The sequence below is a fragment of the Ochrobactrum sp. Marseille-Q0166 genome (genome assembly GCF_014397025.1).
Taxonomy (GTDB): Bacteria; Pseudomonadota; Alphaproteobacteria; order Rhizobiales; family Rhizobiaceae; genus Brucella.
This window is the reverse complement of the sequence record NZ_JACJUO010000001.1, coordinates 1,554,452-1,566,760: the sequence shown is the minus strand read 5'-3', so window position 1 is coordinate 1,566,760 and position 12,309 is coordinate 1,554,452. Positions and strand designations below refer to the sequence as shown.

The following is a 12,309-nucleotide window of genomic DNA, read 5'->3' as shown; positions in this document are numbered from 1 at the left end:
AAGGATCACAGATTCGAACGCCCTATATTTAACTGTTATATTCGCCGCGAATGGTTAATGCTTCGTTTTCATAGGCGTCAATGCTGACAAGATAAACATGTTTAAAAGACTCTTTAGACGCGATCAGACGCCTTCCCGGTCTTATCGCCGTTTATTCGAGCAATATCGCCGATGAAGTCACTTACACCAGGGCGCTTTTCCGAATTAAACGGGAAGGGTCTTACCACGTCCATAGCAGCAATGCCAATGCGCGCAGTCATCAAGCCATTGACGACACCTTCTCCCAACTTTGCCGACAGGCGAGATGCCAAACCATGACCAATGAGCTGCTGAATAACACTGTCGCCCATAGCGATTGTTCCGGTGACTGCGAGATGTGCTACAACGCGTCGAGCAAGCTTGAGAAATCCAAGCGTTCCCGGACGTCCGCCATAAAGCTGTGACAGTCGGCGGATAAGACGCGCTGACTCAAAAATAACATAACCAATATCGACAAGTGCGCGAGGACTGATCGCCGTGACGATAGAAACGCGTTTTGATGCATTTAAGATTAAGGCACGCGCTTCACGGTCCAGTGGGCGCAAGATTTCCGTTTCGGCAAGCCGAATAAGATTACGCCCGTCGATGATCTCATTGGTCAGGCCCTCAAGCATCTGCCGACCTCGTGCTGTTTCCGGCAGGCCGGCAGCAATCGCACGTAGTTCATCAACAGCCTTGCGTGCCGCCGCCATATCATCACGTTCAGAAGCATCGGCTGCCTCTTTTCTGAGATGTTGGACGGAAGCCAACCTGCGCAATGCAATCAACTCACGTGTGATGATTGCTATGAAGGCTGCAAGAGCGACCATCGCCACCCCGAAAGCCGTCCAACCCAACCAATCTGCACGTGAAAAAAGTGCTTGAATAAGATCTTCAATCCAAATGCCAATCGCGAAGGATGCCAGCACACCTAAGGCACCGAACAGTACCTTGCTTAAAGACCATCGCCGATGCGGTGGCGCTTCAAAAGACGGATCTAGAATTTCAAGTTCCGCAGCTTCTTCTTCGCTTAGCGCAAATACATCAACTTCCGGCACAACTTTCTCAAGATCTGTCACTGCTCGCGGACGACGTGACATCTCATCTGGTATTGTTGAGCCCGTTGGCACGGGTTGTTTCACGCTGAAGGCTGCTGGTTTACGTGGAGATTTCTCACTCATGCCAGACGATCTCCAATCAGAAACTGCAATGCACGGTCAAGCCGGATATGTGGCAGCGAAAGCGTAATTCCTTCAGCCGTCCGCTCAAGGCGAGGTGGGCGAAAACGCACAAAGCGGATTGCCGGCTCTTCATGCGAAAACGAAGCATCAAATATTACATTAGGGTTTTTGGGTAAATCACCGGGAAATATAGCAGTTTCTGTTTCTCCATCAAAGGTTTGACCATCAATACGCTCACCTTTAAGTGGCGTTCCGATGATTACGGGGAGCGTATCCTTGCCTTCTTTCACCGTTGCCTCACGGGTCGCGCGAACCGCAGCCATAGCCAAAACTTCTATATCCGCACCGGAAAAGTCCGCACGCTCGATCGCACGTTCAACAAGTCGGCGAACAATGGCTTGTAAGCGATCATGGCTTTCATGATGGAGATGATCTGCCTTTGTAGCAGCGACGAGAATGCGTCCAATACGCCGCTGGATCAATCCGGTGAGCAGATTTGCGCGCCCCGGTCGAAAGCATGAAAGAATATCGGTCAATGCGCGTTCGAGATCCGTAACAACGTCGCCGCCAGCATTCATAGCCTGCATGGCGTCAATCAAAATAATCTGGCGATCAAGCCGTGCAATATGCTCGCGAAAGAATGGCTTTACGACATGCGTCTTGTAAGCCTCGTAACGACGCTCCATCATTGATGCCAAGCTGCCCGATTTCAAATCTTCCGTCTTCAGGCCCGGCAGAGGCGCAAAGGTGAGGGCTGGTGATCCATCCATATCGCCAGGCATGAGGAAGCGTCCGGGAGGGAGTGTTGATAATGCGCGCTCGTCTGCTTTACCGGCACGCAGATAAGCTGTGAAACTTTTTGCCAGCCGTTGCGCAGTCAGTTCATCGGCGCTATCCGAAGGTGTAACTGTTTGCACCTCCGCAAGCCAGTCCTGCGCCAGATCCTTATGTGTGGACTCATGAGCCAGAGCGAAGGAATCAGCGCTGAACTCACTATAGGTTTTACCGAGCAAGGGCAGGTCAAGCAGCCACTCACCAGGGTAATCGACAATATCGACGGAAAGCCGTCCAGGTGAAAGCCATCGCCCCCAAGCAGAAGCGCTTTCATATTCGATAGTCAGGCGAAGCTGTGATATCGCACGCGTTGAGTCCGGCCAGATGCGTTCATCAAGAAGCGCTGAAAGGTGTTCCTCATACTGAAAACGCGGCACAGCATCATCTGGCTGCGGTTCGAGCAACGAGCGCGAAATTCGTCCGGATTTATAAGCCTCAAAAAGGGGCAGGCGGCCACCATGCACCATATTGTGTACTAAAGAAGTGATGAAAACTGTTTTCCCGGCCCGGGAAAGACCCGTCACACCAAGCCTCAATGATGGAGACATCAGGCCAGTTGCCCGATCCGTCAGGGTGTCGAGTGCGATCCTTGCCTCATCACCGAAACTGGTCAGTTTTGCCAATTTTTACCTCGTGAAAATTACTTACCGTCAAAGCCATAGATAGGAATTCTTGCAGTGTATCAACAAGGTGCCTGTAATCGGCGGTAAAGCATACTCACCGCGGCAAAGGAAAACTTGTAAGAAAACCCTGTTTTCTTGCTATTTCTGATAGGGGGTAATCAAAAGTGATTGTTGCGAGTGCAGCAGTCGGAAAACCAGCTTCAAGTCGCGATATGCTTTGGGGATCGCCGTCACGGACAAGCGCGAGCGTCAGATCTTCGATGCTAGGATTATGTCCAATGAGCATCAATTGCCCGGAGCTGGAGTTGTTCTTTATAGCCTGCAAGTATTCTCCGGCACCGCCGCTGTAGATTGTCTCGTCGATAACCATGTCAATATGAGCCTCGAGCCGTTCGATAAGACCAGCCGCAGTTTCACGTGTTCTGCATGAGCCTGACAGCACAATCCTCTCGGGCAACAAGCCTGACAGTTTCATTGCATGTGCTAGTATATCCAGAGATGCAAAACCTTCTTCATCAAGAGGCCTGTCAAAGTCTTTCATGCCAGGCTTGGCCCAGATTGCCTTGGCATGACGAAGAAGATAGAGGCGACTCATTTAGGGGCTCCCGTAGGTATTTTGAGGAGAAATGGATATATTTCATGCCACAATTTCTGCGAAATAGGGATACGACTTTCAGTTTGGGAGGCTTTTTGTAGGAAGAAAATGAATATGCACAGATAGTTGTGCTGCATTATTGGGCAGAAGTTGAAACAAGGCTTGTTCTTCCCTTGTAATTATGTTTCGTAAAATTTTGTAAACCTACTTATTTCAAGCGTTTTATAAAAGAAAAAGCGAATAAATTACGTTTTGCATTTCAGTTGCTTATAAATTCACCATAATCACATAATTTTGATGAATTAAAAAATGACGTACTGCGTGTGTTTAATGTTGTGTCATCGGTTTGATGGACTTATATACCGCACGCGTCTCCTAGATGTGGGGTAATTCAGAATGAGTGAATTGATCGACCTTGACTATAGGCCCACTGAAGACGAGCCGTTCATGAATGAACGGCAGAAGTCTTACTTCCGTGCAAAGCTTATTGCATGGAAGAATGATATTCTGCGCGAAGCGCGCGAAACCCTCGATGCGCTGCAGCAGGAAAATGCAAATCACCCGGACCTGGCGGATAGGGCATCCTCCGAAACGGATCGGGCAATTGAACTTCGCGCTCGTGACAGACAGCGCAAACTGATTTCAAAAATCGATGCAGCCATGAGCCGTATTGACGAGGGGACTTACGGTTTTTGTGAGGAGACCGGTGACCCGATCAGTTTAAAAAGGCTGGACGCACGCCCAATCGCAACGCTTTCCATTGAAGCACAAGAGCGTCATGAGCGCCGCGAAAAGGTCTATCGCGACGATTGATCGATTTCAGTCGAAAAGAAATTTGTAAGGCTGCGTTTTACGCAGCCTTTTTTCTTTGTTGTACAGGGTAAAACAAAGGGCGATTGCATTTCTGCAGACGCCCTTTGCAGTGAAACTCTCAAATCAGAATTTGCGCGTTTCACCACTTGTAAGTTCACCGAGCAACTTTTCCATTTCGTCTTCAATGCTGTCGTCCGGCTTGGCGCCATCGGCAGTTATGTCGAGCGACCCCAAAAGTTCCTCCTCGAGAATATCGATTTCAAACATTTCAGGCTCTTTATTGCCAGAAGCATCAGCGCTCTCAGTTTCGAGATCCGCCATGATCGCATCATGCAAGGCACCGCCGAGATCTTCTAGGCCATCATTAGATTCTGATTCTGAAACCGAAGAAGCGAACTCAGGTTCCGATTTAGGTGCAGCGGGAATAAAGTTGGGTGCTGATGACGTAGCGATGGCCGGGCTTTGCTGAATATCAGCTGTATCCGGTGCAGGGGCTTTTACATTGGGTGCAGCTTCACGCTCGGGCGTTACACTGCCGAGATCGGCTGCAACAACTGCTGCCGCCGCCGCTGCCCCAGCTCCTAAGCCGGACGTTGAACTCAAAACTCCACGCGAAACCTGGCTTAGCGGATAAGCGGGATGCAGGCGTGGTGCTTGCGACTGTTCCTGCGTGTTCACTGCCGGGAGAACTGTGCGGGGCTGTGGCGGATAACTCGGGGCAGGGCGAGGTGGTTGAGGGCGGGTCGGAGCCGCAGCAACTGGCGCTTCGACTTTAGGGGGGGCAGAAGGAGTGAGAGGCGCACGCGGAGGCGCACGAAACTGTGTTGCTTCCTGAGATGGATGAATCACAGGTGACTGGCGTACAGGTTGAGGTTTTTCATCGATATCTGGTTCAATTGGCGAGTTGAGCTGAATAGTCTCTTCCCTGGTCAACTGCTGCTGAACAGGTTGTGCAAGTATCTGTCTTTCCTTTATGTCCGAAGATACATTTTCTTCGTGCTGACGGAAACGCTCTATATGTTCCGGCTCGATACGCGATGGCTGTAATCGCGCATTTGCGCGCGCTTCCATCACTATATTCTGCTCAACGACGACGTCCGTTGGGCCTCCGATAAGCAGAAGATGCTCAACATCATCGCGACGAATAAGCACGAGCTTACGACGGCTATCGACGGCCGCTGCATCCATCACCGAAAGTCTTGGCTGGCGTCCTGTACGGCCGGGCGTGGCAAAAGTTCCGCCGCTAAATCGGCGTATAATACTCAAAACAACGAAAATTCCGCCAAGAATGATCGCAAAAATAAGGATAAAGCCGACAATATTTGCCGCGCTTTCCCCAACAAAACCGCTGAGCCATTCCTTCATGCGGGTAACCCTCTCATACTAAAACCAGTAGTGTCCAATGGATGGAGGCCACAATTCCCCGCGCAACCACCTATCGTGACGACAGATATTTCACCAAACATTAGTTTAATTTGCACGACTTGGGAATGTTCCATTGATTTAAGAGAAACATATGATCCCCAGCCAAAACAGTGCAAAACGCGTTCGTTTGACCAATTCTAACGCCCAAAAGCTTGTACTGCGGGGCAATTAACGCATTCTGCGAATCGTATATACCCTGCAATATGAATGTAATTCTGGCAGAAGTCATAAAAGTCAGAAAACGATTCAGGGAACGTGATTGGTTTTGCTCGATGAATAAGATAGCGCTTGAGCTGAAACAAACAGCGCGCGGACACATGTATGTTCTCGCTATTCAGCTAAACAGCAGGAAAGGGCAGTGGGCCTGATGTCGCGACTAACGGACGATAATTATCCGAAACCGCTCGTCATGCCGAAGCGTGGCTCCAGTTCGGCTTTGCGACTTTTGATCATCGGTATTGTATTAACGACGGCAGCGCTCGTTTATTTTGTTTTCCGTGAGCAGTTAGGCGATGGTTTTGCTATCGTTTTGATGGGCATACTGTCCATGATTGGCGTTTTCTATCTCTTTGGCGCGGCAACCGGGCTTATCCAGTTCAGCCAGCGACATGGCGGACAGGATCTCGCACACACCTTCATGGATACATTGCCTGAAGGGACCGTGATTTCGGATGCCCGTGGCCAGATCGTTTATGCAAACAATGCATATGCAGGAATGACAGGCGTAGCGACTGCTGACGGCGTGCGCTCACTCGATAATATTCTAACTAACGAACCGGCCGCATCCGACGCTATCTATCGCCTGACCAATGCAGTTCGCGACGGTCTTTCCGCGCAGGAAGAAGTGAGAATTTCAGGCGGTCTCGCGCGTGAAGGTCAAAGTTCGGCAGAGCCTGTCTGGTATCGAATCAAAGCGCGCCCGGTTGATGGTGGTCACGATTTCAAGGGGCAACTCGTCGCCTGGCAGATTGCAGATATTTCCAACGAACGCGCTGAACAGGAGCGATTCTTTCAGGAATTGCAGGAAGCAATAAACCACCTTGACCACGCACCTGCGGGCTTCTTCTCGGCGGACCCGTCGGGCCGGATCATCTATCTTAATGCAACGCTTGCCGAATGGCTGGGCGTTGATCTGACTCAATTCACACCCGGCTCGCTTACGCTCAATGACATTGTTGCCGGGAGTGGCATGGCCTTGATCAAGGCTGTTAAGGCAGAGCCGGGCACCAGCCGCAATACGGTAATCGACCTTGATCTGATCAAGCGCAATGGCCAGAGCCTTGCAGTGCGCTTTTATCACCGCGTTCAGGCCGCTCGTGATGGGACACGGGGCACAAGTCGTACGATTGTGCTCGATCGCGCCGAAGGCGAAGATTCATCAGCAGCATTACGTTCCGCTGAAGTGCGCTTCACGCGCTTCTTCAATTCGGCTCCAATGGCCATTGCGGCAGTGGATGCTGAAGGTCATACGCTGCGGACAAATGCACGTTTCCTCGATATTTTTGCCCCTGTGGTTGATCGTGATGCGGTCGATAACCGCGTGAAGCTTGAAAATGTCGTTCATGAACGTGACCGTGAAACCTTTAACAAGGCACTGGCTGCAGCCTTTGCAGGTCAAGCCAGCATTTCCCCTGTCGATACGGTCCTGCCGGGAAATGAAGAGCGCCACATTCGGTTCTATATGAGTGCCGTAACTGATTTGGGTGAAACAAGCGAGGAAGCTGCGATTATTTCTGCGGTGGAAACCACGGAGCAGAAGGCGCTTGAAAATCAGATGGCCCAAAGCCAGAAAATGCAGGCTGTGGGCCAGCTCGCTGGTGGTATCGCGCATGATTTTAACAATGTGCTGACCGCGATCATCATGTCGTCGGATTTGCTGCTGAGCAACTACCGTGCTTCCGACCCATCCTTCCCGGACATCATGAACATCAAGCAGAACGCCAACCGTGCGGCCTCGCTCGTGCGGCAACTGCTTGCGTTCTCGCGTCGTCAGACGCTGCGCCCGGAGGTTCTCGATCTTACCGACGTTCTGGCCGATCTGCGTATGCTTCTGGCGCGTCTTGTCGGAAAGGATATAGCCCTCAAGATCGAACATGGACGCGATGTCTGGCCCGTTAAGGCCGATCTCGGTCAGTTTGAGCAGGTTGCAGTCAATCTCGCCGTAAACGCCCGCGACGCAATGCCGGAGGGCGGCGAGATCACACTGCGCACCCGCAATGTAAAAGCAAACGAAACAGCCAAGCTCAATTATCGCGACCTTCCTGAAGCGGACTATGTGGTCTTTGAAGTTGAAGACAGCGGTACGGGTATCCCAGCCGATGTGCTCGAAAAAATCTTTGAGCCATTCTTCACGACAAAGGAAGTCGGCAAAGGCACTGGTCTGGGCCTCTCGATGGTCTATGGCATCATCAAACAAACTGGCGGCTTCATTTATTGCGATTCCGAAGTTGGCAAAGGCACGACGTTCAAAATCTTCCTGCCACGCCATATTGAAGAAAAGGGTGCAGACAATGCGCCCGTGGCGGTCAAGGAGAAGAAGGCAGAAAAGGCCGCCGATCTTTCCGGATCGGCAACTGTACTTCTTGTAGAAGACGAAGACGCGGTGCGCATGGGCGGCGTACGCGCGCTGCAATCGCGCGGCTATACCGTGCATGAAGCAGCATCCGGTGTCGAAGCGCTTGAGGTACTTGAAGAGCTGAACGGCCAGGTCGACATCGTCGTTTCCGACGTGGTGATGCCTGAAATGGACGGTCCGACGTTGCTGCGCGAATTGCGCAAGAAGCATCCTGACATCAAGTTCATATTCGTTTCTGGTTATGCAGAAGACGCATTTGCGCGCAACCTACCATCAGATGCCAAGTTTGGTTTCCTACCAAAACCTTTCTCACTCAAACAGTTAGCAACTGCTGTTAAAGAAATGCTGGAGAAAGAAGATTGACGCCTCAATGCGGTGCAGACAGCGATGCGTGAACGCGTGATTGCGATTTTCGGTGGCGGACCAGCAGGGCTGTTCTCCGCTGAGATTTTGTCTGAACTTGGCTATACGGTCAAAGTTTACGAGCAGATGCCGACCGTTGGACGCAAGTTTCTTCTGGCAGGCAAGTCTGGTCTTAACATCACCCATTCGGAAAATTTTTCACAATTTGCCGAGCGATATGGTGAGAGCAATAAACGCCTCCGGTCCGCTTTGCAGCAATTCACACCGCAGAATCTGCGCGACTGGGCGGATGCGCTCGGCGCTGAAACCTTTGTAGGCTCATCGGGTCGGGTTTTCCCCAAGGCCATGAAAGCATCACCGCTTCTTCGCGGATGGGTGCGAAAGCTGGAAACGCAGGGTGTCAGAATACTAACCCGTCATAAATGGATCGGGTTCCAGTCTGGAAAGCCACTCATTGAATCACCGGCGGGTATCGAGCCTATATCCTGCGATGCAGCATTGTTCGCGTTTGGTGGTGCAAGCTGGCCCAAGCTCGGCTCCAACGGGGGATGGCTCGAACCTTTTATCGAGCAGGGTATTCAGGTTGCTCCCATGCGACCAGCCAATTGCGGTTTTGATGTCAGGTGGAGCAACTTCTTTGCAGAACGCTTCGCGGGAGAACCGGTCAAGTCGGTTACGATCTCCAGCAAGGCTGGCGTAACACAGGGCGAATTCGTGATCACGCGTGGCGGCGTAGAAGGCGGTCTTATTTATGCGCATTCGGCTGCCTTACGTGATGACCTTGAACGTAATGGCCATAACAACCTCGTTCTTGATCTTGCGCCAGGCCGTACGCTTGAACGATTGACACTTGATCTTTCGCGTCAGGATAAGAAGCTAAGTATTAGTAATATATTGCGAAAGGGTGCTGGGCTTACTGGTGTAAAAGCTGCACTTGTGCTTGAGTTTCAGCGCGAAAAAGATCCAGCCAAACTGGCCCAGACCATCAAGGCACTGGAGGTTCCGCTCCTTCGTCCACGCCCCATTGAGGAAGCAATATCTTCCGCTGGTGGCATAGAATGGAGCGAAATTGATGAGCATTATATGCTCACAAAATTGCCCGGCATGTTTGTCGCTGGCGAAATGATTGACTGGGAAGCGCCGACTGGCGGCTATCTTCTCACGGCATGTTTTGCAACTGCGAAGGCCGCAGCAGAGGGTATGGATCACTGGCTATCGAGAAGCAGTTAGGCGCATAACTGTTCAGGTGAATGGGAGGGAATATGATACGCTTTTTGAAGATTGCCAGTTTCATTATCCTCATAAGCCTGCTGGGTGTGGTCTTGTGGCTCGGCTTTCGACCACCCGAACTTCTCAAAGTCGGAACTGGCTATGCCGCAAAAATCGTGTGTTCCAATGTGTTTCTGGCAAACCGCGACCCGCAGGAAGTTCTGGCACTCGATGTGCAGGCACCGGGTCATCCGCTTTTGAAGTTTGTCGATGTGTCAGTCGATAAGGGAAGAGAAACGGTCACCGCGCATATTTTTGGCTTTTTCGCGCCAAGCAAGGCAGTCTATCGTCAGGGCCTTGGTTGCGCAAATGTGCGTGATGAAGATCTGCGTCCTCAATTGACGATGCCCATTGATGCCGCGGCTCTCATAGCCGACATCAATATCAACCCTGCAGTTCAAAACATTATCGAAAATCCCGCATTGGCAGGCCCCGGAATGCGTGCTGTTGCTGTGTTGAAAGATGGTCAGATCATCGCAGAGACTTATGCACTAGGCTTTGATGCAGATATGCCTCTTTTGGGGTGGTCTATGACGAAATCCGTTATGGCAACACTGATTGGTATGCGCATTTCGGAAGGCAAGATGGATTTTCAGCGTGACCATCTTCTGCCGGAATGGGAAGGCGACGAACGCGCTAATATCAGGCTTGCCGATCTGCTTTCCATGCAAAGCGGTCTGAAATTTAATGAGGATTACGGCGCTGTCTCAGATGTGACGCGGATGCTTTTCCTCGAAAACAACATGACGGAATTTGCAGCATCACTGCCGCTTGAAGCACGCCCTGGCACCAAATTCAATTATTCGAGCGGCACGGCCAATATCCTCTCAAAGCTTTACATGGAAAGCTTCGACACGCCTGAAGAAGCATTGACCTATCCGCAGAAAGTGCTCTTTGAACCATTGGGCATTGCAAGCGCCACGCTGGAAGCGGATGCGAGCGGGATATTCGTCGGTTCATCTTATCTTTATGCCAATGCGCGCGACTGGCTCTCGATCGCCCGCTTTCTGCTTGATATGGGCAAAGTCGGCGACAAGCAGCTCTTGAGCGAGGACTTTTTGCGTCTGATGCACACCCCAGCCACAGAATCGCAGGGGCGTTACGGATCAGCTCAGACATGGCTGCAAAGTGCGGGCATTCAAGCGGGTAAAGAAGGCATCCCGGAGGACGCCTTCTGGATGTCGGGCCATGATGGCCAGAGCCTGATCATTGTACCTTCGATGAACCTGGCCATTATTCGCCTTGGTCTCACACCGTCTCGGAAGGGTTACAAGGTTCCCGAACTTCAGGCCGCAGTCATCAAGGCTTTGCAGTCACTGCAGGCAAATCCGCAAGACTGAGCTTGCGGAAATCGCCTCCGCTTGGATTCTGGAACGGATAGAGGCCGAATTCCGGCATCACTGCATAGAGATGGTCGAAAATATCGGACTGGATCTGCTCGTAAGATGCCCAAACGGTCGTATTGGTGAAGCAATAGATTTCGAGTGGAAGACCGTCCGGTGTCGGGTCCATCTGGCGCACGAGCAAGGTCATGCCCTTGTGAACGCCAGGGTGGTTTCGCAGATATGTTTCTACATAGGCGCGGAACGTCCCGATATTGGTGAAACGACGCGTGTTCACCGGATTTTTTGCCTTGTCGCCAAGCTTCGCATTCCAGTCGGCGATTTCCTTTTCTTTCTTCGAAAGATAACCTGTGAGCTGATCGATCGAAGCAAGGCTCTGCAGTTCATCTTCACTCAGAAAGCGAATGGTCGCCTGATCGATAAACAGCGCGCGCTTGATACGCCTCCCACCAGACTGCTGCATTCCGCGATAGTTCTTCATCGGCTCGGTGATAAGCTTTCGGATGGGAATCGTGGTGATTGTTTTATCGAAGTTCTGCACCTTCACCGTATAAAGCGCGATCTCGACGACGTCGCCATTGGCATCGAGGTTTTTCATTTCGATCCAGTCGCCCACGCGTACCATGTTCGACGAGGCAATCTGCATACTGGCAACAAGCGAGAGCAGCGTATCCTGGAACACCAGAATAAGAACCGCAGCCATGGCACCCACACCAGACAGCAAAATCAGAGGTGATCGATCAAGAAGCGTTGCAATAATAAGGACGACAGCAACGATATAAATGACGAGCTTGCTGACCTGAACATAGCCCTTGATCGGTCGGTCTTTTGATTCTTCGCGACGGCTGTAAAGCGTATCCACGACACTTAGAGCGGCACTGACTGTGAAAGCCAAAGTGAGAATGATGAACGCGATAGCTACATTGCTAATCACTTTCAACGCTGTTTGCGGAAGTTCGGGTACAGCCGCAATGCCTGTTGCGATAATCAGCGCCGGAACGATATTTGCAAGATGCGCAATCACGCCATGTTGCTTGAGTTCTTCATCCTGCCCGAAAGATGTCTTCTGAACGATCCTGTCTAGAACTTTTAGCAGGATCGCTTTTATGAGGAAGTTTGCCGCGAAAGCAGCGAGAAAAAGCCCCGCGAGAGCTGCAAGTGTCTGTGCCCAAGGGTGGGAAATAAAAAATTCCGACAATAGACTTTCCTGAATGAACTAAACCAAATGACCGCACGATTGAGAGATACTGGTACGTGGATGACCTTGTGA

The 12,309-nt window shown here is 51.2% G+C and carries 9 protein-coding genes; 4 read left to right on the top strand and 5 right to left on the bottom strand.

Going from position 1 to position 12,309, the window contains the following annotated elements:
* Positions 1-113: 113 nt before the first annotated feature.
* The 3 genes from H5024_RS07450 to H5024_RS07440 all read right to left on the bottom strand — a co-directional run bounded on the left by H5024_RS07450 (position 114) and on the right by H5024_RS07440 (position 3,251).
* Positions 114-1,199 (bottom strand): TIGR01620 family protein, encoded by a 1,086-nt coding sequence (locus H5024_RS07450; RefSeq protein WP_187544929.1) that lies wholly within the window; start codon positions 1,197-1,199, stop codon positions 114-116.
* On the bottom strand, positions 1,196-2,656 hold the full coding sequence (locus tag H5024_RS07445; protein ID WP_187544927.1) for a YcjX family protein: 1,461 nt from the start codon (positions 2,654-2,656) through the stop codon (positions 1,196-1,198). Before H5024_RS07445 ends, H5024_RS07450 begins: the two co-directional genes overlap by 4 nt.
* Positions 2,657-2,750: 94 nt before the next feature.
* Positions 2,751-3,251 carry a histidine phosphatase family protein gene (locus H5024_RS07440; protein WP_187544925.1) on the bottom strand — a complete coding sequence of 167 codons (501 nt, stop codon included), beginning with the start codon at positions 3,249-3,251 and terminating at the stop codon, positions 2,751-2,753.
* Positions 3,252-3,647: 396 nt separating this feature from the next.
* Here H5024_RS07440 and dksA point away from each other — a divergent pair, with 396 nt between their 5' ends.
* The gene (gene dksA, locus H5024_RS07435) at positions 3,648-4,064 is read left to right on the top strand and encodes an RNA polymerase-binding protein DksA (protein WP_187544922.1); all 417 of its coding nucleotides are present in this window, start codon (positions 3,648-3,650) and stop codon (positions 4,062-4,064) included.
* Between the two features lie 123 nt (positions 4,065-4,187).
* Here dksA and H5024_RS07430 read toward each other — a convergent pair whose 3' ends face one another.
* Entirely contained in the window at positions 4,188-5,429 is a 1,242-nt protein-coding gene (locus tag H5024_RS07430) for a flagellar biosynthetic protein FliO (protein ID WP_187544920.1), read from the bottom strand.
* Between the two features lie 427 nt (positions 5,430-5,856).
* Between H5024_RS07430 and H5024_RS07425 the strand changes: the two genes are divergently transcribed.
* Genes H5024_RS07425 through H5024_RS07415 form a run of 3 tightly spaced genes read left to right on the top strand, consistent with a single transcriptional unit; the run spans position 5,857 to position 11,036 of the window.
* Positions 5,857-8,427, top strand: coding sequence for a PAS domain-containing sensor histidine kinase (locus H5024_RS07425; RefSeq protein ID WP_187544918.1), 2,571 nt, complete (start codon positions 5,857-5,859; stop codon positions 8,425-8,427).
* A 24-nt stretch (positions 8,428-8,451) separates the two neighbouring features.
* The gene (locus H5024_RS07420) at positions 8,452-9,657 is read left to right on the top strand and encodes a TIGR03862 family flavoprotein (protein ID WP_187544916.1); all 1,206 of its coding nucleotides are present in this window, start codon (positions 8,452-8,454) and stop codon (positions 9,655-9,657) included.
* 32 nt (positions 9,658-9,689) lie between these two features.
* On the top strand, positions 9,690-11,036 hold the full coding sequence (locus H5024_RS07415) for a serine hydrolase (protein WP_247875220.1): 1,347 nt from the start codon (positions 9,690-9,692) through the stop codon (positions 11,034-11,036).
* Here H5024_RS07415 and H5024_RS07410 read toward each other — a convergent pair.
* Positions 10,996-12,237: a mechanosensitive ion channel family protein gene (locus H5024_RS07410; protein ID WP_187544912.1), complete on the bottom strand. Its 1,242-nt coding sequence runs from the start codon at positions 12,235-12,237 to the stop codon at positions 10,996-10,998. The two genes, H5024_RS07415 and H5024_RS07410, sit on opposite strands and share 41 nt — an antisense overlap.
* Positions 12,238-12,309 lie beyond the last annotated feature (72 nt).